Below are 21,684 nucleotides of genomic sequence, written 5' to 3' on the forward strand. Positions count from 1 at the left end.
GTCAAAGTCCCGCCGCCCGGGAATCATCGAGATGGCCCCCGTACGTTGGAGAAACTGCGGGGCCGATGTCGGATCCGGCTTGTAGGGTCTGATCATCACCGATCGGCAGGAAAGCCGACCTGTCGACCATGTCGGGCGAACTGAGCGGGGTGAGGGTTATGGCAACCAAGGACACCGGCGGCGGGCAGCAGAAGGCGACGCACTCCACCGAGGAGGTCGAGGAGCAGGCGCCGGAGGCGCAGGCTTCCGAGGACCTCAAGGAGCGGCACGAGAAGCTGAGCGACGACGTCGACTCGGTGCTCGACGAGATCGACGACGTGCTCGAGGAGAACGCGGAGGACTTCGTGCGGTCCTTCGTTCAAAAGGGTGGTCAGTAAGCCCCTTCCCCTTCGATTCGAAGGGCGAGCGAAGAACCGGGGTGTCGGGGGAAGACGGGTGCGAAGCGCTGCGCGCGGTGCGGGGAGCAGAGCCGCGCGCAGCCTTCGTGGTCACGGGTGCGACCTGGCCGGGAAGCCGGGGAAGGCGCACTCGCCGGGGGCCGTGTGCGGACCCGGTGCGATCCGCTTGGATGCCTCGCCCGTTCATGTGGATCACCGCCACAGGGCGGGTAGGGTCCGAGACGTACTGTGCTCCAACCGCAACTCGGCCATCGGCACACTGAGGGACAAGCCCGACGCCGCTCGCCGGGCCGCTGCCTATCCGGAAGGAAACTTGTGGAAGCCAACACTCGTAGCACCGGGCGTCTGCCAGCTGCCTTCCTGACGCCTGGGTCCTCCTCGTTCATGGACTTTCTCGGCGAGCACCAGCCGGAGCTGCTGCCCGGCAAGCGGCAGCTGCCGCCCACGCAGGGCGTGATCGAGGCGCCGCACGGGACGACGATCGTCGCGGTCACCTTCCCCGGGGGCGTCGTCCTGGCCGGTGACCGCCGGGCCACCATGGGCAACGTGATCGCCCAGCGCGACATCGAGAAGGTTTTCCCGGCCGACGAGTACTCGGCCGTCGGCATCGCCGGCACCGCCGGTCTCGCCGTGGAGATGGTGAAGCTCTTCCAGCTGGAGCTGGAGCACTTCGAAAAGGTCGAGGGTGCCCAGCTGTCCCTGGAGGGCAAGGCGAACCGCCTGTCGACGATGATCCGCTCCAACCTCGGCATGGCCATGCAGGGACTGGCCGTCGTCCCGCTGTTCGCCGGGTTCGACGTGGACCGGGCCAAGGGCCGCATCTTCTCGTACGACGTGACGGGCGGCCGTTCCGAGGAGCACAACTTCGCGGCGACGGGCTCCGGCTCGGTCTTCGCGCGCGGTGCGATGAAGAAACTGTTCCGCGACGACCTGTCCGAGGAGCAGGCGACCACACTGGTCGTACAGGCCCTGTACGACGCGGCTGACGACGACTCGGCGACGGGTGGTCCCGATGTCGCCCGCCGGATCTACCCGATCATCACCGTGATCACCGAGGACGGCTTCCGCCGGCTCACCGAGGACGAGGCCTCCGAGCTGTCCCGTGCCGTGCTGGCGCGCCGTCTGGAGGAGCCGGACGGCCCGCGCGCGGCGCTGCTCTGAGGCGCTCGGCGCTTGTTGTGAAGGTGATCCCAGTGACTTCGACGGAACCCTAAGGAAGGGGACGGATACCGGTGTCGACGCCGTTCTATGTCTCACCTCAGCAGGCCATGGCGGACCGTGCCGAGTACGCCCGCAAGGGCATCGCGCGCGGTCGCAGTCTGGTGGTGCTCCAGTTCGCCGACGGCATCGTGTTCGTCGGTGAGAACCCGTCCCGCGCGCTGCACAAGTTCAGCGAGATCTACGACCGGATCGGCTTCGCGGCCGCCGGCAAGTACAACGAGTACGAGAACCTGCGGATCGGCGGCGTGCGGTACGCGGATCTGCGTGGCTACACCTATGACCGTGACGACGTGACGGCGCGTGGCCTCGCCAACGTGTACGCGCAGACGCTGGGCACGATCTTCTCGTCGGCGGCCGAGAAGCCGTACGAGGTGGAGCTGGTCGTGGCCGAGGTCGGGGAGACCCCGGAGGGCGACCAGATCTACCGGCTGCCGCACGACGGTTCCATCGTGGACGAACACGGTTCGGTGGCCGTCGGTGGCAACGCGGAGCAGATCAGCAGCTACCTGGACCGTGAGCACCGGGAGGGCATGACCCTCGCGGAGGCCCTGAAGCTGGCCGTGACGGCGCTGTCGCGCGAGTCGAACGGCACGCAGCGGGAGATCCCCGCCGAGCGTCTGGAGGTGGCGGTCCTGGACCGTACGCGTCCGCAGCAGCGCAAGTTCAAGCGGATCGTCGGCCCGCAGCTGTCCCGGCTGCTGGAGGCCGCGGGCCCGGCGACGGCCGCCGAGGCGGAGGAGTCCGGCGGGGACGTCGAGTAGCCCTCCGAACCGTTTCGCGCTCCGCGCCCCGTCCGGGAGTCCCCGGGCGGGGCGCGGCCGTGTGTCAGGAGTCCCGTGGGGGCGCTGTGGAGCCTCGTACGACGAGTTCCACGGGGATGTCCCCGGCTTCGGGCGCGCGGCCTTCCAGGACCGCCAGGAGGGCGCGCATGCCGTGTTCGCCGAAGCGCTCCGCGTCGAGCCGCACGGTGGTGAGCTCGGGGTCGATGGCGGTGGCGAGCGCGAGGTCGTCGAGGCCGGTGACGGAGATGTCGTCGGGGACGCGCAGGCCGAGGCGGCGCAGGGCCTTGTAGGCGCCGGCGGCGAGCTTGTCGTCGTCGCAGACGAGGGCGGTGGGGTGGGGGCCGGGAGCGGCGAGGGCGGCCTCGGTGGCGGCCAGCGCCCCTTCGATGGAGATGGGCGCGCGGACGGTCTCCACGGTGGCATCCGGGACCCGGGCCGTGTGCGCCGCCAGTTCCCGGGCGCGCACCTCGAAGGTCCAGGAGGCGATGTCCGCGGCGAGGTGCAGGAAGCGCCGGTGGCCGAGGCCCAGCAGGTGCTCGGCCACCTGGCGCACGCCGTCGGCGATGTCCAGGTTCACCGTGGCGGCGCCGAGGCTGCCCGCCGGATCGCTGTCGAGCATGACCAGGGGCAGCTGGTCGCCGCGGATCGCGGTGAGGGCGTCGGCGGCCATGGAGGAGGCGATGACGCCGTCGAGGGCGGCCTGGGCGGAGGCGAAGGGGTCGCGGGCCGGGCCGATGCCCTCGGGGGAGGGGTAGAGGACGACTCCGAAGCCGTGCTCGGCGGCCACCCGGGCGGCGCCGGTGTAGACGCCCGCGAAGAACTCGGTGGTGAGCGCGGGGACGACGAGGAGCACGGTGCGGGTGCGGCCGAGGCGGAGGTTGCGGGCGGCCAGGTTGGGGCGGTAGCCGAGGTCGCGGGCGGCCTCGCGGACCCGTTCGGCGGTGGTCTCGGAGACGCGGCCGCGCCACTTGTCGCCGAGCACCAGGGAGACGGCGGCCTGGGAGACGCCGGCGGCCTGGGCGACGTCGCGGCTCGTGGGGCGCGTACTGCTGCGTGCCACCGGGGGTGCGCTCCTTCGTCTGGACGTGCGAACAGCGCACATGGTACGTATGGGCGAAGACGTTATACGTAAAACTTGGAGGCGGGTCATGGCCGCGGGGTACCTGGAGATCCTCAGGGCGAGGCACGCGGCCCGGCTGCTGACGGGGACGCTGGTGGGGCGGTTGCCGAACGCGACCGCGGCCCTCGCGATCGTGCTGTTCGTGCGGGCGCAGGGCGGCACGTACAGCCTCGCCGGGGCGCTGGCGGCGGTCTACGGCGTGGCGAACGCGGTGGGTCAGCCGGTGCTCGGGCGGCTGGTGGACCTGTACGGGCAGCCGCGCGTCCAGTTGCCCGCCGCCCTCGCGTCGGCGCTCGCGATGGCCGGGTTCGCCTTCGCGGGCACCGGGCCGCTGCCGCTCGCCTACGCGGCCGTCGCGGCGGCCGGGCTGTTCACCCCGCCCCTGGAGGGCGGGCTGCGGGCGCTGTGGCCGCAGGTGCTCGGTGGCGAGGAGCGCGTGCACACGGCGTACGCGATGGACGCGGTGGCCCAGGAAGTCATGTTCACGGTCGGGCCGTTGCTGGTGACGTTGTGCGTGTCGCTCTGGTCGGCGCAGGCGGCGCTGCTGGTGGTGAACGTGGTGGGGGTGCTGGGGGCGCTGTCCGTGGTGGTCTCCGCGCCGTCGCGGACGTGGCGTTCGGCGCCGCGCGAGGCGCACTGGCTGGGGGCGCTGCGCTCCCGGGGGCTGCTGGCGCTGCTGGCCGCGTTCTTCTTCGTGGGCATGGCGCTGGGCTCCATCACGGTGGCGTCGGTGCCGTACGCCGACGACCACGGCGGTGACGCGGTCTACGGCTGGCTGATGGCCGCCCTGGGACTCGGCGCGCTGCTCGGGGGCACGGTCTACGGGACGCGGCAGTGGCCGGGCGAGCCGGCCCGGCGACTGCGGGTCCTGGTGGCGCTTCTGGCGGTGTGTTACCTGCCGCTGATGCTGATGCCCGGCGCGGTGGCCATGGTGGCGCTCACGGTGCTCGCCGGCGTGTTCCTGGCGCCGGCCATCGCGTGCGCGTTCGTGCTGGTGGACCGGCACGCGCCGAGCGGCACGGTCACCGAGGCGTTCTCCTGGCTCGTGACGACGTTCACCGTGGGTTCGTCGGTGGGAACGGGCCTCGCGGGGCCGGTCGTCGAGGCGGGCGGGGCGCTCCGGGGGTTCGCGCTGCCGGTGGTGGCGGGAGGTGTGTCGTTGCTGGTCCTGACGGTCACGGGGCGGGTCCTCGCAGCTCCCGGTGGGGGCGCGGTGGTTGCGGCCGGTTCGGAAAATGATCCAAATCGTGCTGCCGAACCCCGTTTCAGCTCGGGGGATCGGGCGTAATGTTCAGTCATGGACCGCCGCATTTTCGGGCTGGAGAACGAGTACGGCGTCACGTGCACGTTCAGGGGACAGCGCCGCCTGTCGCCTGACGAGGTGGCGCGGTACCTCTTCCGCCGTGTCGTGTCATGGGGCCGTAGCAGCAATGTCTTTCTGCGGAACGGCGCCCGGCTGTATCTCGACGTGGGCTCACATCCGGAATACGCGACACCCGAATGTGACAACGTGACCGAACTGGTCACTCACGACAAGGCCGGCGAGCGCATTCTCGAAGGGCTGTTGGTGGACGCCGAACGACGCCTGCACGAGGAGGGAATCGCGGGCGACGTCTACCTCTTCAAGAACAACACGGACTCGGCGGGCAACTCCTATGGTTGCCACGAGAACTATCTGGTGGCGCGGCACGGGGAGTTCTCCCGCCTCGCGGACATCCTCATTCCGTTCCTGGTGACCCGGCAGCTGCTGTGCGGCGCGGGGAAGGTGCTGCAGACCCCGCGCGGTGCGGTGTACTGCGTGAGCCAGCGGGCGGAGCACATCTGGGAGGGCGTGTCGTCGGCGACGACACGTTCCCGGCCGATCATCAACACGCGGGACGAACCGCACGCGGACGCCGAGCGGTACCGCCGGCTGCACGTCATCGTGGGCGACTCGAACATGTCCGAGACGACGATGCTGCTGAAGGTCGGCGCCACCGACCTGGTGCTGCGCATGATCGAGGCGGGCACGGTGATGCGTGACCTGACCCTGGAGAACCCGATCCGGGCGATCCGCGAGGTCAGCCACGACATCACGGGCCGGCGCAAGGTGCGCCTCGCCAGCGGCCGGGAGGCCTCGGCGCTGGAGGTGCAGCGGGAGTACTACGAGAAGGCCGTGGACTTCTGCGAGCGGCGCGGTATCCGCACCGGCACGGTCGAGCAGGTGCTGGAGCTGTGGGGCCGCACCCTGGACGCGATCGAGGCGGAGGACCTGGACCGGATCGGCACCGAGATCGACTGGGTGATGAAGTACAAGCTCATCGAGCGGTACCGGGCCAAGCACAACATGACCATGTCCCATCCGCGGGTGGCGCAGATAGACCTCGCTTATCACGACATCCACCGTCGTCGGGGTCTGTATTACCTGCTGGAGAAGAAGGGACAAGCCGCGCGGATCTGCAATGACTTGAAGATCTTCGAGGGCAAGTCGGTACCGCCGCAGACGACTCGGGCGCGGCTGCGCGGGGACTTCATCCGGCGGGCGCAGGAACAGCGGCGGGACTTCACGGTCGACTGGGTGCATCTGAAGCTCAACGACCAGGCGCAGCGCACCGTGTTGTGCAAGGACCCGTTCCGTTCCGTGGACGACCGGGTGGAGAAACTCATCGCCGGTATGTGAGCCGGTAGGTGAGCGGATGCCGTGGAACGCCACACGGGCGCCGTACGTTTCCCGTACGGCGCCCGTGTCGCGTCGTAGAGTTGCGCGCACGCCATCCGCAAGATCGACCGATTACGAGGCTCTTCCGTGCGCCGACGCTCTCTTCTCCTTGCCGCCGTTCCCGCAGGTCTTGTCACACTCGCCGGGTGCGGTGACGACTCGTCCTCCTCCAGCAAGGCCAGTGCGTCGCCCTCGGCCTCCGCGTCCTCGGTGCCGCCACCGAAGATCGTGGACGGCCCGCTGCCGGCGATCACGGCGGGCACGAAGTTCGACGAGAAGCCGACGGTGGCCAAGGGCAGCGGTGATCCGTCGGAGAACCTGGCGGTGAAGACCGTGATCGCGGGAGGCGGCAAGGCCGTCGCGGAGAACGACTTCATCCAGGCCAACTACCTGGGGCAGATCTGGTCCACGGCGAAGGTCTTCGACCAGTCCTACGACCGTACGCCGCTGGTGATGCAACTGGCGCAGGGCAGCATCATCGACGGCTGGCGGTACGCGCTGGCCGGGAAGAAGGTGGGCAGCCGGGTCCTGATGGCCGTGCCGCCCAAGTGGGGGTACGGCACGTCGGGCAACTCCCAGGCGGGCATCAAGGGCACGGACACGCTCGTGTTCGTGGTGGACGTGCTGGCCTCGTTCAACTCCCGTAGCTCCAGCACGGGCAAGGAGGTCGCGCAGAGCGACGCCGCGCTGCCGAAGGTGGGCACGAACACGGACGGCAAGGCCCCGTCGATCGAGATCCCCAAGGCCGACCCGCCGAAGAAGCTGGTGTCGGCCTACGTCCTGGAGGGCGACGGGCAGCAGGTGCAGGCCTCGCAGACGATCCTGTGCCAGTTCAAGGGCGTGGTCTGGGACGGCGGCAAGACCTTCGAGCAGACGTACGACAGCGGGCGGCTGAGCCAGTTCTCGGTGGCGCAGATGCAGGAGGTCGTCAAGGGGCTCGCGCAGGGGATCACCGGGAAGAAGGTGGGCAGCCGGGTGCTGGTCGTCGTACCGCCGGACCTGGCCTACGGGAACAACCCGCCGAGCGGTGGGGTCGTGAAGAAGGGGTCCACGCTGGTGTTCTCGGTGGACATCCTGGCGGCGATGTAGCCGGGCGGGCACAGGGGCCGCGGGGATGAAAGACTGTCCGGGTTCCGTGTCGTACACAAGCAGGAGCTAGAGACGTGAGCATCGACAAGCCCGAGATCGACTTCCCTGGCGGCGAGCCCCCGGCCGACCTGGAGATCAAGGACATCTGGGAAGGCGAGGGCGAGGTGGCCCAGGCGGGCCAGACCGTCACCGTGCACTACGTGGGTGTCGCGTTCAGCACCGGCGAGGAGTTCGACGCCAGCTGGAACCGTGGCGCTCCGTTCCGCTTCCCGCTGGGCGGTGGCCGGGTCATCAAGGGCTGGGACCAGGGCGTGCAGGGCATGAAGGTCGGCGGCCGCCGCCAGCTGACCATCCCGGCCCACCTCGCCTACGGCAACCAGAGCCCGACGCCGGCGATCCAGCCCGGCGAGACGCTGATCTTCGTCGTGGACCTGCTCGGGGTCTGAACGTCCCTGGTCGGCGCCCCCGGGTGCGGACCGTTTCCGGTCGGACACCGGCCGGTCGAGGGCTCGCGCCGTCCGCGCGGGCCCTCGTTTCTGTCATGTCCTGTCCGTTTCGGTCCTGGATGTTCGGACTGGCTTTTGCCGTGACGCTCCGGAGCGGTACGGTCATCGGTCAGGAGCACCATAGGGAAGGCGAAGGGCGTCGATGGCCATTGCCAAGGCTGAGCGGCTGATGAACCTGGCGCTGTGCCTGCTGGGGACACGGCGGCCGCTCAGCAAGCGTGAGCTGCGGGACTCCATCGAGGCGTACGTCGAGGCCTCCGGGCCGGGTAAAGGTGCGGCAGGCTCGGACGACTCCTTCAACCGGATGTTCGAACGGGACAAGGACGATCTCCGTGAACTCGGCCTGGTGATCGAGACCGTCGAGAACCTGGACGGCGAGGTCGGCTACCTCGCGCGCCGGGACAGCAACCGGCTGCCGCCCATCACCCTGGACGCCGAGGAGGCCGCCGCCCTCGGGCTCGCCGCCAAGGTCTGGCAGCAGGCCCGGCTGGCCGGCGCGGCCAGCGGCGCACTGCAGAAGCTGCGGGCGGCGGGGATCCCCGAGGACGTCGACCCGTACGAGGCGCACAGCGCCCTGGAACCGCGCATCCCCGTGCACGAGGCCGCCTTCGAACCGCTGATGCTGGCCTGCCGCGACCGCCGCCCGGTCGTCTTCGACTACCGCAAGGCCACCGCCGCCCACCCCGAGCCCCGGCACGTGGAGCCCTGGGCCCTGGAGTGCTGGCGCGGCCACTGGTACCTGGCGGGCTGGGACCGGGACCGCGGCGCCGAGCGGGTGTTCCGGCTGTCGCGGATCACCGGACGGGTCCGTTCCCGGGGCACCGGCTTCACCGTGCCGGTCCCGGACGTCGTCACCGTGCGCGAGACCGTCGCGAGCTGGGCCGGGGAGATCGCCGACCGCTCCGCCCTGATCCGGCTGCGGTCCGGCGCCGGCTACCCCCTTCGGGCGAAGGCCACGGCCGTACGGGAACTCGGTGACGGGTGGGACGAGTTGGAGATTCCGTACGGGCACGGCCTGGACGCCTGGCTGGTGGAGTTCGCGGCGGACGTGATGGTCCTGGAGCCGGCCGAGCTGCGTGCGGACGTGGTGGACCGGCTGCGTGCCGTGGCCAAGGGCTGAGGGGGAGCGGAGCAAGACAGTGGCAGGCAAACCGGTCAGGCCCGTCAGCGCCATCGACCAGACCCGGCGGATGCTCTCCCTGGTGACCTATCTGCGCGAGCGCCCCGGCGCCCGGATCGCGGACGTCGCCCGGGCGTTCGGCATCACGGAGGACGAACTGGTCTCCGACCTCGACGTGCTGCCCATGTGCGGCACCAGCTTCCGGGGCGGTGACCTGCTGGACATCGACACCGACGGCGAGCGGATCTGGTGGCACAACGCCGCCGCGCTCGGCGAGGAGGCCGCCGAACCGCTGCGGCTCGCCGCCGACGAGGCGACCGCGCTCCTGGTCGCCGCCCGCGCCGTGGCCACCCTGCCCGGACTGCGCGAGGGCGACCGGCAGGCGCTGCTGCGGGCGACCGCCAAGGTGGAGACCGCGGCCGGCGAGGCGGGCGACGCCAGCGCCCGGCTGTCGGTGACCTTCGAGTCCGAGGGCGGGGTCTTCGCCGACGTCGACCGGGCGATCTCCGAGCGCCGCCGGCTGTGGATCCGCTACTACTCGCCGGCCCGTGACGAGGTCACCGAACGCGAGATCGACCCCATCCGCCTGGTCAGCGTCGGCCACACCTATGTGGAGGCCTGGTGCAGGCGCTCCGAGGCCCGCCGCACCTTCCGGCTCGACCGGGTGGCCGAGATCAAGATCCTGGACGAGCCGTCCGCGCCCCCGGAGATCGAGCTGCGGGACCTCTCCGAGGCGCTGGTGCAGCCGGCCGCCGAGGACCCCGAGGTGGTCGTGGAGGTCGGTCCGGGCGGCCGCTGGGTCGCCGAGTACTACCCGCACGACAGCGCGGATGAGCTTCCCGACGGCGGACTGCGTATCACCCTGCGCACCCCCGATCCGGCCTCCCTGCGCCGGCTGGCGCTCAGGCTCGGCGGCGACGGCCGGATCGTGGCACCGCCCGAGCTGGCCGACAGCGCCCGCCGGGCGGCCCGCGAGGCACTGGCGGCGTACGACCGTGTCGTGGTCGCCGATCAGCAAGGGCGTGAGTGAGCCGCAGGGCGAAGGCGCCCCGCAGGCGGGCGACCAAGAGGGAGGGGCGAGGGATTTGAGCGAGTCTTCGGGTTCCGGCGCGGGGGAGATCACGGTCGCGGCCGCATTCGCCGGAATGAGAAGAGTGGTCCCCGTGGTGTTCCGGGCCGGCTGCCCGGACTGCCGGGGCAGCTTCGAGCTCGCCGCGAGCGCCCTGCGCCTGGCCATCGGAGCCACCAGCAAGACGACGTTCTACTCGTTCACGTGCCCCGACTGCGGGGCCGCCGTCCGCAAGCCCGCCGGCGAGCGGATCGTCGAGCTGCTCACCGGCGGCGGGGTCAGGACCCTGCGGCTGCACCCCACGGTCTAGGCTCGGGGCATGTTCTGGGCGATGGTCGCGGTAGCTGTGGGTTTCGTGGGTCTCGCCGTGCTCGGCGTCCTGGCCGTGCGGGTCTTCCTGGAGGCGCGGCGGCTGGGGGAGCAGGTCACGGAGTCCGCGCGGCGCATCAACCGGGCCGCGGAGGACCTGGAGCGGGCGGCCGAGAGCGCCGCCCGGACTGTCGACGCACTGTGACGCCCGCTGTGAAGCCGATGTGAGTAGTGAGCCATAAGCGGTTTGCGTCACTTCGCCCTGTCACGCCGAGCACCCCGACGGGTACGCTGCTGCTCGCGGCACGGAGAACGAGGCCCGTTCCGCGGACCGGGAGTACGCACGGGGATTGCCTCACGTTTACCCCTGAGCGTTACGATCGCTGAGAGCACGATCACTCGGACGCATGTCCGACCGATCGGACAGCATCCCACCCAGCCGCCTCGGTGAGAAGGTAAAGACTTATGTTCGGAAGGCTCGGCGCCCCCGAGATCATTCTCATCCTCGTCGTCGTCATCCTGCTGTTCGGCGCGAAGAAGCTTCCCGACATGGCGCGCTCGCTCGGCAAGTCCGCTCGCATCCTCAAGAGCGAGGCCAAGGCGATGAAGGAGGACGGCAGCACCACTTCCCAGGCGCCCGCCTCCGGCGAGCAGCCCCAGGCCCAGCGCACCATCCAGGCGTCCCCCGGTGACGTGACCAGCTCCCGCCCGGTGAACGAGCCGTCGGACACCACCCAGCGCTGACGCAAGGCCGGTAACCCCCGGCCTGCCGCATGAGATGAGGACGTGGGTTGCCCAAGTCTGCCCGCAAACAGGAGAAGGATCCCGAGGGGCGGATGCCTCTCGCGGATCACCTTCGTGAGCTCCGCAACCGGCTCGCGAAGGCCATGCTGGCCATCATCGTCATCACGGTGGTCGCCGCCTTCTTCTACAACAACATCATCGACTTCCTCACCAAGCCGATCCTCGAATCCGTCGGTTGCGCGCACACCTTCTCGGAGATGAACAAGACCACCGGTGACGAGCAGTGCGCCCAGATCACCATCAACGGTCTGCTCGCACCCTTCACGCTCGCCCTCCAGGTCTCCCTGATGGCCGGCGTGGTCTTCGCCTCCCCGGTCTGGCTGTACCAGCTGTGGGCCTTCGTCGCCCCCGGCCTGCACCGGCACGAGAAGAAGTACGCCTACGCGTTCGTCGGCACCGGCGTCCCGCTGTTCTTCGCCGGCGCGTTCTTCGCGTACAAGGTCCTGCCGACCACCGCGAAGGTGCTCATCGGCTTCACCCCGCACGGGGTCAGCAACCTGCTGCCGCTCGACGACCTGCTGCAACTGGTCACCCGCATGGTGATCGTCTTCGGTCTCTCCTTCGAGCTGCCGCTGCTCCTGGTGATGCTCAACCTCACCGGCATCATCACCGGCAAGCGGATGCTCGGCTGGTGGCGGGCCATGATCCTCGGCATCACCGTCTTCGCCGCCGTCGCCACCCCGAGCACCGACCCGCTGTCCATGCTGGCGCTCGCCGGGCCGATCTGGGTGCTGTACTTCGGCGCGGTCGCCTTCTCCCTCCTCAACGACCGGCGCAGGCGCCGTCGTGACGAGGACGGACTCGACGACGACGAGGCCTCCGACCTCGACCTCACGCCCGAGGACGTCGGCGAGATCGAGACCGTCACCGCGAGCCGCGCGCTCCCCGAGGCCGGACCGGACCGGGTCAACGGCTACGACGACGTGACCTGACGGATACCGTCACCCAGCACCAGGAGGTGCCCGCGTCCCAGGACGCGGGCACCTCTTCGTCGTCCGCTGTCCCATGTTCCGGATAATGATCGTCCTGTTGTCAGTGGGGACCGGTACGCTCGAAAGCACGATGACAGAGGATCTCTCACCGGCCGAGCGGTATGCGGCGGCCCGCAGGCGGGCCGTCGAGCAGGCCACCGCGCTCGCGTCGTTCCGCGAGATGTACGACTTCGGCCTCGACCCCTTCCAGATCGAGGCCTGTCAGGCCCTCGAAGCCGGCAAGGGCGTCCTGGTGGCCGCCCCCACCGGCTCCGGCAAGACGATCGTGGGCGAGTTCGCCGTCCACCTCGCCCTCATGCAGGGCAAGAAGTGCTTCTACACGACACCCATCAAGGCGCTGTCCAACCAGAAGTACGCCGACCTCTGCCGCCGCTACGGGGACGGCATGGTTGGCCTGCTCACCGGCGACAACAGCATCAACCCGGACGCCGCCGTGGTCGTCATGACCACTGAGGTCCTGCGGAACATGCTGTACGCGGGCTCCGGGACCCTCATCGGCCTCGGCTACGTGGTCATGGACGAGGTGCACTACCTCTCCGACCGCTTCCGCGGCGCCGTCTGGGAAGAGGTGATCATCCACCTCCCGGAGTCCGTGACGCTGGTGTCGCTGTCGGCGACCGTCTCCAACGCCGAGGAGTTCGGCGACTGGCTCGACACCGTCCGCGGTGACACCGAGGTCATCGTCTCCGAGCACCGCCCCGTCCCGCTGTTCCAGCACGTCCTCGCCGGACGCCGGATGTACGACCTGTTCGAGGAGGGCGAGGGCCACAAGAAGGCCGTCAACCCCGACCTCGCCCGGCTGGCCCGGATGGAGGCACAGCGTCCGTCGTACCAGGACCGCAGACGCGGCCGGTCCATGCGCGAGGCCGACCGGGAGCGGGAGCGCCGGCAGCGCTCCCGGGTGTGGACCCCGGGCCGCCCCGAAGTCATCGAACGCCTCGACAACGAGGGCCTGCTGCCCGCCATCACCTTCATCTTCAGCCGCGCCGCCTGCGAGGCCGCCGTCCAGCAGTGCCTGTACGCGGGGCTCAGGCTCAACGACGACGAGGCACGGGAGAAGGTGCGGGAGCTCGTCGAGGAACGCACCTCGTCCATCCCGCCCGAGGACCTGCACGTCCTCGGCTACTACGAATGGCTCGAGGGCCTGGAGCGTGGCATCGCCGCCCACCACGCCGGCATGCTCCCCACCTTCAAGGAGGTCGTCGAGGAACTCTTCGTACGCGGCCTGGTCAAGGCCGTGTTCGCCACCGAGACCCTCGCGCTCGGCATCAACATGCCCGCCCGTTCGGTGGTGCTGGAGAAGCTCGTCAAGTGGAACGGCGAGCAGCACGCCGACATCACTCCCGGCGAGTACACGCAGCTGACGGGCCGTGCGGGCCGGCGGGGCATCGACGTCGAGGGCCACGCGGTGGTGCTGTGGCAGCGCGGGATGAGCCCCGAGCACCTCGCCGGACTCGCCGGCACCCGCACCTATCCGCTGCGGTCCAGCTTCAAGCCGTCGTACAACATGGCGGTCAACCTGGTCGAGCAGTTCGGGCGGCACCGCTCCCGGGAACTGCTGGAGACCTCGTTCGCGCAGTTCCAGGCCGACAAGTCGGTCGTCGGGATCTCCCGGCAGGTGCAGCGCAACGAGGAAGGGCTCAGCGGCTACAAGGAGTCCATGACCTGCCACCTCGGCGACTTCGAGGAGTACGCGCGCCTGCGGCGGGAGCTGAAGGACCGGGAGACCGAACTGTCCCGGCAGGGCGTGGCCCAGCGGCGCGCCGAGGCGGCCGTGGCCCTGGAGAAGCTCAAGCCGGGCGACGTCATCCACGTGCCGACGGGCAAGTACGCCGGGCTCGCGCTGGTCCTCGACCCCGGGCTGCCCGCCGGCCGGTCCAACGGCCACCGCGGCTTCGAACAGCACGACGGGCCGCGCCCCCTGGTGCTGACCGCCGAACGGCAGGTCAAGCGGCTGGCGTCGATGGACTTCCCGGTGCCCGTCGAGGCGCTGGAGCGGATGCGGATCCCCAAGTCCTTCAACCCCCGCTCCCCGCAGTCCCGTCGGGACCTGGCCTCCGCCCTGCGCACCAAGGCCGGGCACATCCCGCCGGAGCGGGCCCGCAAGAAGCGGTCGCAGGCGGCCGACGACCGTGAGATCGCCCGACTGCGCACGGCGATCCGCGCGCACCCCTGCCACGGGTGCAACGACCGCGAGGACCACGCCCGTTGGGCGGAGCGCTACCACCGGCTGATGCGGGACACCTCGCAGCTGGAGCGGCGCATCGAGGGGCGGACCAACACCATCGCCCGCACCTTCGACCGGATCGTGGCCCTGCTGACCGAACTGGACTACCTGCGCGGGGACGAGGTCACCGAACACGGCAAGCGGCTCGCCCGGCTCTACGGCGAACTGGACCTGCTCGCCAGCGAATGCCTGCGGGCGGGCGTCTGGGAGGGGCTCGCCCCCGCCGAACTCGCCGCGTGTGTCTCCGCGTTGGTGTACGAGGCGCGCGCCGGGGACGACGCGATGGCCCCGAAGGTGCCGTCCGGCAAGGCCAAGGCCGCGCTCGGTGAGATGGTGCGGATCTGGGGCCGGCTCGACGCCCTGGAGGAGGAGTTCCGCATCAACCAGACCGAGGGCGTCGGGCAGCGCGAGCCCGACCTGGGCTTCGCCTGGGCCGTGTACATGTGGGCCTCCGGGACCGGACTGGACGAGGTGCTGCGCGAGGCCGAGATGCCCGCGGGGGACTTCGTGCGGTGGTGCAAGCAGGTCATCGACGTGCTGGGGCAGCTCTCCGCGGCGGCGCCGGTGGGTGAGGGGTCGACGGTGGGGAAGACCGCGCGCAAGGCCGTTGATCTGGTGCTGCGGGGGGTTGTGGCCTACTCGTCGGTGGGGTGAGTCGTGCGGCGGGTGCGGGTGCGGGTGCGGGTGCGTTGTGGCTGGTCGCGCAGTTCCTCGCGCCCCTCCGTACGGAGGGTCATCCCCTGTTGAGGTAGTTCCGCCAGCCTCCGTACCCGGTGATGTCCTCGGCGTCCGTCAGCGCGTCCGGTTCGCACAGGAAGCCGGGGGCCGTGGTGCCGTCCGCCAGTTCCACCGTGCCCAGGGTCATCGGGCGGGGGAGGTTCGCCAGGAGGCGGCCCAGGCCCTCCGCGGGGAGGGTCCACACCTCCGTCTCGATCGCCGCGCCGCCCTCGCCCACGTACACCAGGCCGGGCTTGGGCGGGTCGGTCCGCAGGGCGTGGAAGCGGTACGCCGGGGCGGTGGTCGTGGTGCCGTCCAGTACCGCGCCCTCCGCCAGGAGCTGGGAGTTGAGGGGCTGGCCCGTCAGGTGGGCGCCCAGGACCGCCAGCCGCACCCGGGGCTCCAGGGAGCGGGCGATCGCGGCCAGACGTTCGTCCGTGAACGCCGGGCCGATCAGCATCACGCCGAACGGGAGACCGTTCACCTCGCCGGCCGGAACCGCCACCGCCGCCAGGTCGAAGAGGTTGGTGGAGTTGGTGAAGCGGCCCAGGCGGGCGTTGGCGCCCAGCGGGTCGGCCGCCACCTCGGCCAGGGTCGGGTGGCCGGGGGCGGTGGGGAGCAGCAGGGCGTCCGCGTCGGACAGCTCGGCCAGGGCGCGGGCCCGCAGCTCCGCGAGGCGGTCCTGGTCGGCGAAGAGCCGGTGCGCCGGGATGTCACGGGCCCGGGTGATGATGCCGGCCACGGTGGGATCCAGCCCCTCCCCGCCCGATGAGGCCAACTTGTCGACAAAGGGACCTACTGCCGTGTAGCGCTCCGCGACGAACGCGCCCTCGTAGAGCATCGCCGCCGCCTCCGTGAAGGGAGTGAGATCGAGGGTGCGGACCGAGGCGCCCGCGGCGGTCAGGCGGGCCACCGCCGCCTCGTAGGCCGCCCCCCAGCCCTCGTCCAGCTCACCGAGCTGCCCGGCCGCCGGGACGGCGACGCGCCAGGGGCCGGGGCGGCGCTGGGGGAGCGGCGGGAGCGCACGCTCCGGCCCGGCCGCGGCATGGCCCAGTGCCTGCTCGGCCTCCGCCAGGGTGCGGGCGAACACCGTCACGCAGTCGATCGAGGCGCAGGCCGGCACCACCCCCGCCGTCGGCAGCAGGCCCCGGGTGGGCTTGAGGCCGACGATGCCGTTGAAGGCGGCCGGGATCCGGCCCGAGCCCGCCGTGTCCGTGCCCAGGGCGAAGTCGACGATCCCCAGGGCCACCGCCACCGCCGAACCCGAGCTGGAGCCGCCGCTGATCCTCGTGGGGTCGATCGCGTTGCGCACGGCGCCGTACGGGGAGCGGGTGCCCACCAGGCCGGTCGCGAACTGGTCGAGGTTGGTGGTGCCGAGCACCAGCGCGCCCGCCGCACGCAACCGGGCCACCACCGGGGCGTCGGCCGCCGGCTCGTACGCGTACGCCGGACAGCCCGCCGTCGTGGGCAGTCCCCGGACGTCGATGTTGCCCTTGGCGGCGAACAGGCGCCCCGCCAGGGGGAGCCGCTCGCCGGCGGCCACCCGTTCGTCGATCGCGCGGGCCTCCGCCTCGGTCTCCTCCCGCGGGCGCAGGTCGATCCAGATCTCGGGGCGGCCGGCCGCTTCGACGCGCGCGTAGGCGGCCCGGACACGGGAGAGGGTGCTGGACATGTTCTTCGCTCCTCGGGGTCAGTTCGCGGCCGGGGCGAGGACGAGCAGCGCCGTGCCGGCCTCCACCTGGTCGCCGGGCCTGGCCAGGATCTCCGTCACCACACCGGCCATCGGCGCGTGCACCCTGGACTCCATCTTCATCGCCTCCAGGGCGAGCAGCGGCTGACCGGACGCCACCTCGTCGCCCGGCCGTACGTTCAACTGCCATACGGAGGCGGCGAACTCGGCCTCTATCAGCCGGCCGCCCGGCGGCACGGACACCTCCGCCGGTGCGGCGGCGGGGGCCGTGGCCGCCGCCGCCCGGGCGAACTCGCCCGCCGCCTCCCAGGCATCGCGTTCCCCGGTGAACGCCTTCTGCTGACGCGCCCTGAACTCCGCGATCGAGTCGGCGTGTTCCGCGAGGAAGTCCTGGTAGGACGCCAGGGAGAAGGTCCCCTCCTCGATGCGCGGCACGAACCGGCCGGAGGTGATGTCGGCCCGCAGGTCGAGGAGTTCGTCCGCGGTCACCGGATACCACCTGATCCGGTCGAAGAACCGCAGCAGCCAGGGCGAGCCCGGCTCGAACGCGCCGCGCTGCTGCCACCCCGACCACACCTGGGTGGTGCGGCCCACGAACTGGTAGCCGCCCGGGCCCTCCATGCCGTAGACGCAGAGATAGGCGCCGCCGATGCCGACGGAGTTCTCGGCGGTCCAGGTGCGGGCCGGGTTGTACTTCGTGGTGACCAGGCGGTGGCGCGGGTCGAGCGGGGTGGCGACCGGGGCGCCCAGGTACACGTCGCCGAGGCCCAGCACGAGGTACTCCGCGTCGAAGACCGTGCGGTACACGTCCTCGACCGAGTCCAGGCCGTTGATCCGGCGGATGAACTCGATGTTCCACGGGCACCAGGGCGCGTCGTCGCGGACCCCCGCCATGTAGCGGGTGATCGCCTCCCGGGTCGCCGGGTCGTCCCAGGAGAGCGGGAGGTGGACCGTGCGGGAGGGGACCACCAGTTCGTCGGTGGGCGGCAGACCCGAGACGATCTCCCGGATGACGGGCAGGAGTCCGGACTGGGGGAGGACGGCCGGGTCCGTCCGGATCTGGAGCGAGCGGATGCCGGGGGTGAGGTCCGTGACCCCGGGCGGGGCAGCCGCCGAAACCGCCTCCATCAGCGCGTGGACGCGCATGCGGAGCGCCAGGTCCAGCTGCATCGGGCCGAACTCGACCAGCAGGTTGTCGTCGCCGCTGCGCCGGTAGGTGACGTCCCCGTCGCGGGCCAGCACACCGCCGTCGGCGATCTCGGGGCGGGGCGCGCCCGTCACGTCGACCGGGGTGAAGCGGACCGTGTCGCCGGGGCGGAGCTGGCCGAGCTTCCAGCGTTCGCCGCTCAGGACGGTCGCCGGGCACACGAAACCGCCCAGCGAGGGACCGTCGGGGCCGAGCAGGACCGGCATGTCGCCGGTGTAGTCGACGGCGCCGACCGAGTAGGGGGTGTCGTGGATGTTGGACGGGTGCAGGCCCGCCTCACCGCCGTCGGTGCGCGCCCAGCGCGGCTTGGGCCCGACCAGCCGGACCCCGGTGCGCGCCGAGTTGAAGTGCACCTTCCACTCGGCGGCGTAGAAGTCACGGATGTCGTCCTCGGTGAAGAACTCCGGCGCGGCGTGCGGGCCTTCGACGGCCGCGAGGTGCCAGACCGTGTCGAAGCGCGGGCGTTCGGCCACCGGCTCACCCGCCGTCACGGCACCGCCGTGCAGGACGTCACCCGTGCGCAGCGCCCGCCCGCCGTGCCCGCCGAACCGGCCCAGCGTGAAGGTGCTCGCACTGCCCAGGAAGTCCGGGACGTCCAGACCGCCGCCGGCGAACAGGACGTAGGTGCGCAGGCCGTGCTCGGCCGGGGTGCCGACCTCCAGCAGCCCGCCCGCCGGGACCGTCACCGGTTCCCACTGGGCGACCGGGGTGCCGTCGACGGCCACCGGAGCCGGGGCGCCGGTCACACAGACGGTCGTGGCGTGGGTGAAGCGCAGTGACGGGCCCTGAAGGGTGCACTCCAGGCCGGGCGCGCCCTCCGGGTTGCCGAGCGCACGGTTGCCGAGGCGGAGGGAGCGGTCGTCCATCGGGCCGCTCGGGGGCACGCCCACCTGCCAGTAGCCGGTGCGGCCCGGCCAGTCCTGGACGGTGGTGAGGGTGCCGGCCGAGACGACCTCGATCCGCGGGGTGGGATCGGTGACCGTGGCGAGCGATGCCGTGGAGTGGGCGGCGGCGCGGAAGCCGGGTCCGGTGAGCGCGGCGCGCACCAGGCCCAGGTTGGTCTCGATGCCGTCGACTCGGGTGCGGGCCAGCGCCTCGTCCAGCTTGCGCAGCGCCCCGGCGCGGTCGGGGCCGTGCGCGATCACCTTCGCGAGCATCGGGTCGTACGACGTCGTGACCTCGGTGCCGGTCTCCACCCAGCCGTCGACGCGAACGCCCTCGGGGAACTCCACCCGCGTCAACAGTCCGGCGCTGGGCCGGTGTTCGCGGGACGGGTCCTCGGCGTAGACCCGGGCCTCGACGGCGTGCCCGCGCGGTGCGCCCGGGTCGCGCACGACCTCGGTCTCGCCCCGCGCCAGGCGCAGCATCCAGGCGACCAGGTCGACGCCGTAGATCTCCTCGGTGACGGGATGCTCCACCTGGAGGCGGGTGTTGACCTCCAGGAAGTAGGCCTCCTCGCGGGCCGCGTCGTACACGAACTCGACCGTGCCCGCGGAGCGGTAGCCGACCGAGGCGCACAGTCCGCGGGCGGCGGAGGCGAGCCGGGCACGGACGTGGTCGGGCAGGCCGGGCGCCGGGGCCTCCTCGACGACCTTCTGGTTGCGGCGCTGGAGCGAGCAGTCCCGGTCGCCGAAGGTGACGACCCGGCCCGCACCGTCGCCGAACACCTGCACCTCGACATGGCGGGCGTGCTCGACCAGGCGTTCCAGGAACACCCCGGCGGAGGAGAAGGAGGCGGCGGCGACCCGCTGCACCCGCTCCCAGGCCTCGGTCAGCTCGGCGGCCGACCGGCAGGCCGACATGCCGATACCCCCGCCACCGCCGGTGGCCTTGAGCATGACGGGATAGCCGATGGCGGCGGCCGCCCGAAGGGCCTCGTCCGGACCGGAGAGGAGACCGGTGCCCGGGGCCAGCGGCACCCCGGCCGCCTCGGCCGCCGCCCGTGCCGTGTGCTTGGCGCCGAACAGCTCCAGCTGTTCCGGGGTCGGACCCACGAACACGATCCCGGCCTCCTCGCAGCGCCGGGCGAACCCGGCGTCCTCGGAGAGGAAGCCGTAGCCGGGGTGGATCGCGCCGGCACCGGTGTCCTTCGCCGCCTTCAGGACCAGGTCGGCGTCGAGGTACGACTCCTTCGCGGGCGCCGGGCCGAGCCGGACCGCCTCGTCGGCCAGGCGTACGTGGGGGGCGGCGCGGTCGGGGTCGGAGTACACGGCGACCGTGCGCAGGCCCAGTTCGCGGGCGGTGCGGATGACGCGGACGGCGATCTCGCCGCGGTTGGCGACGAGCAGGGTGTCGAAGGTCATTCCGCGGCTCCGGCGATCGTCATCCGCACGGCGGTCGGGTCGAAGCCGTTGCAGGGGTTGTTGATCTGAGGGCAGTTGGACACCAGGACCAGGACGTCCCGCTCGGCGCGCAGCGTCAGCTTCAGGCCCGGTGCCGAGATGCCGTCGACGATGCCGAGGGTGCCGTCCTTCTCGACGGGCACGTTCATGTACCAGTTGATGTTGGAGACCAGGTCGCGTTTGCCGAGGCCGTGCTTGGCGCCCTCGGCGAGGAAGTTGTCCACGCAGGCGTGCTGGGACCAGGTGTGGTGGCCGTAGCGCAGGGTGTTGGACTCCTTGGAGCAGGCGCCGCCGACCGTGTCGTGCCGGCCGACCTCGTCCTCGGTCACCGTCATCAGCGCGGTGTGCTCGTTGGAGAGCAGGACACTGCCGGTGGTGAGGAAGATGCCGCCCTGGGCGTGGATGGTGTCGGGCGCGCTGTAGCGGACGGCCGTGTCGTGGGCGTCGTAGGCGAGGAAGTCGACGGCCTGGTTGCCGTGCAGGTCGGTGATGGTCAGGGTCTCGCCCGCGCGGATCACGGCGGACCAGGCGGCGCGGGCCGGGACGACGGCGGTCCCCGTGCTCGTGCTCATGCGAGCCCCCTGGCGGCGAGGAATCCGGTGGTGTTGAGGAAGGCGCGACGGCCCTCGGGGGTGGCGTCCCACAGGGGGTCGCCGGGTGACGTCGGGGCGGCGCGCCAGGCCAGCACCTCCAGAGGGGTGCTGACGTAGTCCGGGCGTGGGTCGGCCGGGTGCGGCACATTGGCGATCAGCACGGTCAGGTCCTGCTCGGCGCGGAGCGTGACGCTGCCGCCGGGACCGGCCGAGCCGGTGAAGTCCAGCGTGCCGTCGTCGCGCACCTCCACGCCCTGGAAGAACGACAGGGACGGCGGCAGGTCGCGCGGCTCCAGGCCGTTCTTGGCCGCCGCCAGCTTGAACAGCTCGCGGCCGGCCGGGGACGGCGACTGCGGGGTCCCGTCGCCGTACCGGCCGGTGTTGCGGACCAGGGTGGAGGTGCCGCACAGGGCGTCGTGCCGGCCGGAGGTGTCGGCGACGACGGAGGCCAGCACCCGGCCCTGGTCGGACAGGAGCAGCACGCCCTCGCCGAGGTAGGCGTTCCACTGGACCTTGACGGTGTCGGCGACGTTCAGGCGCTCCCAGGGGCGGCCGTCGGCGTACAGCAGCAGGTGGGCGCAGGCGTCGCCGCGCAGGTCGGTCAGGCGCAGCTCGGTGCCGCGGGCCAGGACGCGGTGCGTGTAGTTGCCGCCGGCCACCGTCTCGGCCCACACCAGGTGGCCGGCCTCGCAGGGCGGGTCGGGCCAGTCGGCGGCCGGTACGACCGGCATCGCGTCGGCGCGGGCGCCCTCCTGGGCGCGGGCGTGCGCCCGGGCTCCGTATGTCGTCGCTGTCGCCAT

Annotated in this window: 20 protein-coding genes; 15 read left to right on the forward strand and 5 right to left on the reverse strand. The window is 71.5% G+C overall.

The features are described from left to right. Positions 1 to 158: 158 nt before the first annotated feature. The 4 genes from MB828_RS28700 (at position 159) to prcA (ending at position 2,380) form a co-directional block, all read left to right on the forward strand. Positions 159 to 377 (forward strand): ubiquitin-like protein Pup, encoded by a 219-nt coding sequence (locus tag MB828_RS28700; RefSeq protein WP_046726768.1) that lies wholly within the window; start codon positions 159 to 161, stop codon positions 375 to 377. A 163-nt stretch (positions 378 to 540) separates the two neighbouring features. Beyond that, positions 541 to 762, forward strand: coding sequence for an endonuclease domain-containing protein (locus MB828_RS28705; protein ID WP_430381444.1), 222 nt, complete (start codon positions 541 to 543; stop codon positions 760 to 762). Beyond that, positions 714 to 1,559 (forward strand): proteasome subunit beta, encoded by an 846-nt coding sequence (gene prcB / locus MB828_RS28710; RefSeq protein WP_133025867.1) that lies wholly within the window; start codon positions 714 to 716, stop codon positions 1,557 to 1,559. The genes MB828_RS28705 and prcB overlap by 49 nt, the downstream gene beginning before the upstream one ends. Positions 1,560 to 1,630: 71 nt before the next feature. Beyond that, the gene (prcA, locus tag MB828_RS28715) at positions 1,631 to 2,380 is read left to right on the forward strand and encodes a proteasome subunit alpha (RefSeq protein WP_133025868.1); all 750 of its coding nucleotides are present in this window, start codon (positions 1,631 to 1,633) and stop codon (positions 2,378 to 2,380) included. 64 nt (positions 2,381 to 2,444) lie between these two features. On the opposite strand, the gene MB828_RS28720 is transcribed toward prcA, so the two are convergent. Next, positions 2,445 to 3,461 (reverse strand): LacI family DNA-binding transcriptional regulator, encoded by a 1,017-nt coding sequence (locus MB828_RS28720; protein WP_301650734.1) that lies wholly within the window; start codon positions 3,459 to 3,461, stop codon positions 2,445 to 2,447. Positions 3,462 to 3,549: 88 nt separating this feature from the next. On the opposite strand from MB828_RS28720, the gene MB828_RS28725 reads away from it, so the two are divergent. The 11 genes from MB828_RS28725 to MB828_RS28775 all read left to right on the forward strand — a co-directional run bounded on the left by MB828_RS28725 (position 3,550) and on the right by MB828_RS28775 (position 14,989). Beyond that, complete coding sequence (locus MB828_RS28725; RefSeq protein WP_301650735.1) at positions 3,550 to 4,809, forward strand: MFS transporter; 1,260 nt, start codon at positions 3,550 to 3,552, stop codon at positions 4,807 to 4,809. 9 nt (positions 4,810 to 4,818) lie between these two features. Then, entirely contained in the window at positions 4,819 to 6,180 is a 1,362-nt protein-coding gene (gene pafA / locus MB828_RS28730) for a Pup--protein ligase (RefSeq protein ID WP_028801611.1), read from the forward strand. A 126-nt stretch (positions 6,181 to 6,306) separates the two neighbouring features. Further along, positions 6,307 to 7,308: an FKBP-type peptidyl-prolyl cis-trans isomerase gene (locus tag MB828_RS28735; RefSeq protein WP_133025871.1), complete on the forward strand. Its 1,002-nt coding sequence runs from the start codon at positions 6,307 to 6,309 to the stop codon at positions 7,306 to 7,308. A 74-nt stretch (positions 7,309 to 7,382) separates the two neighbouring features. Continuing rightward, positions 7,383 to 7,754 (forward strand): FKBP-type peptidyl-prolyl cis-trans isomerase, encoded by a 372-nt coding sequence (locus MB828_RS28740; RefSeq protein ID WP_301650736.1) that lies wholly within the window; start codon positions 7,383 to 7,385, stop codon positions 7,752 to 7,754. Positions 7,755 to 7,956: 202 nt separating this feature from the next. Beyond that, positions 7,957 to 8,934, forward strand: coding sequence for a helix-turn-helix transcriptional regulator (locus MB828_RS28745; RefSeq protein ID WP_301650737.1), 978 nt, complete (start codon positions 7,957 to 7,959; stop codon positions 8,932 to 8,934). Positions 8,935 to 8,953: 19 nt separating this feature from the next. Continuing rightward, positions 8,954 to 9,964 (forward strand): helix-turn-helix transcriptional regulator, encoded by a 1,011-nt coding sequence (locus MB828_RS28750; RefSeq protein ID WP_301650738.1) that lies wholly within the window; start codon positions 8,954 to 8,956, stop codon positions 9,962 to 9,964. A gap of 55 nt (positions 9,965 to 10,019) precedes the next feature. Next, positions 10,020 to 10,313, forward strand: coding sequence for a hypothetical protein (locus tag MB828_RS28755; RefSeq protein WP_207920849.1), 294 nt, complete (start codon positions 10,020 to 10,022; stop codon positions 10,311 to 10,313). Positions 10,314 to 10,322: 9 nt separating this feature from the next. Next, entirely contained in the window at positions 10,323 to 10,517 is a 195-nt protein-coding gene (locus MB828_RS28760; RefSeq protein ID WP_133025875.1) for a hypothetical protein, read from the forward strand. Between the two features lie 260 nt (positions 10,518 to 10,777). Continuing rightward, a complete protein-coding gene (tatA, locus tag MB828_RS28765; protein ID WP_301650739.1) occupies positions 10,778 to 11,056 on the forward strand; it encodes a Sec-independent protein translocase subunit TatA in 279 nt (92 codons plus the stop codon). A gap of 47 nt (positions 11,057 to 11,103) precedes the next feature. Further along, positions 11,104 to 12,048 carry a twin-arginine translocase subunit TatC gene (gene tatC, locus MB828_RS28770; RefSeq protein WP_301650740.1) on the forward strand — a complete coding sequence of 315 codons (945 nt, stop codon included), beginning with the start codon at positions 11,104 to 11,106 and terminating at the stop codon, positions 12,046 to 12,048. 85 nt (positions 12,049 to 12,133) lie between these two features. Further along, complete coding sequence (locus tag MB828_RS28775) at positions 12,134 to 14,989, forward strand: DEAD/DEAH box helicase (protein ID WP_301650741.1); 2,856 nt, start codon at positions 12,134 to 12,136, stop codon at positions 14,987 to 14,989. Between the two features lie 79 nt (positions 14,990 to 15,068). On the opposite strand, the gene atzF is transcribed toward MB828_RS28775, so the two are convergent. Genes atzF through MB828_RS28795 form a run of 4 tightly spaced genes read right to left on the reverse strand, consistent with a single transcriptional unit; the run spans position 15,069 to position 21,684 of the window. After that, the gene (atzF, locus tag MB828_RS28780; protein ID WP_301650742.1) at positions 15,069 to 16,724 is read right to left on the reverse strand and encodes an allophanate hydrolase; all 1,656 of its coding nucleotides are present in this window, start codon (positions 16,722 to 16,724) and stop codon (positions 15,069 to 15,071) included. Positions 16,725 to 16,742: 18 nt separating this feature from the next. Then, the gene (locus MB828_RS28785; protein WP_301650743.1) at positions 16,743 to 20,252 is read right to left on the reverse strand and encodes a 5-oxoprolinase/urea amidolyase family protein; all 3,510 of its coding nucleotides are present in this window, start codon (positions 20,250 to 20,252) and stop codon (positions 16,743 to 16,745) included. After that, on the reverse strand, positions 20,249 to 20,863 hold the full coding sequence (locus MB828_RS28790; RefSeq protein WP_301650744.1) for an urea amidolyase associated protein UAAP2: 615 nt from the start codon (positions 20,861 to 20,863) through the stop codon (positions 20,249 to 20,251). Before MB828_RS28790 ends, MB828_RS28785 begins: the two co-directional genes overlap by 4 nt. Further along, a complete protein-coding gene (locus MB828_RS28795; protein ID WP_301650745.1) occupies positions 20,860 to 21,684 on the reverse strand; it encodes an urea amidolyase associated protein UAAP1 in 825 nt (274 codons plus the stop codon). The genes MB828_RS28790 and MB828_RS28795 overlap by 4 nt, the downstream gene beginning before the upstream one ends.

This window comes from Streptomyces arenae (genome assembly GCF_022343545.1).
Lineage (GTDB): Bacteria > Actinomycetota > Actinomycetes > Streptomycetales > Streptomycetaceae > Streptomyces > Streptomyces humi.

Bases quoted from the DNA above. Each gene is read 5' to 3' on its own strand.
- atzF (WP_301650742.1), bottom strand. From the start codon at position 16,724: ATGTCCAGCACCCTCTCCCGTGTCCGGGCCGCCTACGCGCGCGTCGAA.
- pafA (WP_028801611.1), top strand. From the start codon at position 4,819: ATGGACCGCCGCATTTTCGGGCTGGAGAACGAGTACGGCGTCACGTGC.
- MB828_RS28760 (WP_133025875.1), top strand. From the start codon at position 10,323: ATGTTCTGGGCGATGGTCGCGGTAGCTGTGGGTTTCGTGGGTCTCGCC.
- MB828_RS28700 (WP_046726768.1), top strand. From the start codon at position 159: ATGGCAACCAAGGACACCGGCGGCGGGCAGCAGAAGGCGACGCACTCC.
- tatA (WP_301650739.1), top strand. From the start codon at position 10,778: ATGTTCGGAAGGCTCGGCGCCCCCGAGATCATTCTCATCCTCGTCGTC.
- MB828_RS28790 (WP_301650744.1), bottom strand. From the start codon at position 20,863: ATGAGCACGAGCACGGGGACCGCCGTCGTCCCGGCCCGCGCCGCCTGG.
- MB828_RS28775 (WP_301650741.1), top strand. From the start codon at position 12,134: ATGATCGTCCTGTTGTCAGTGGGGACCGGTACGCTCGAAAGCACGATG.
- MB828_RS28795 (WP_301650745.1), bottom strand. From the start codon at position 21,684: ATGGCGACAGCGACGACATACGGAGCCCGGGCGCACGCCCGCGCCCAG.
- MB828_RS28785 (WP_301650743.1), bottom strand. From the start codon at position 20,252: ATGACCTTCGACACCCTGCTCGTCGCCAACCGCGGCGAGATCGCCGTC.
- MB828_RS28725 (WP_301650735.1), top strand. From the start codon at position 3,550: ATGGCCGCGGGGTACCTGGAGATCCTCAGGGCGAGGCACGCGGCCCGG.
- MB828_RS28745 (WP_301650737.1), top strand. From the start codon at position 7,957: ATGGCCATTGCCAAGGCTGAGCGGCTGATGAACCTGGCGCTGTGCCTG.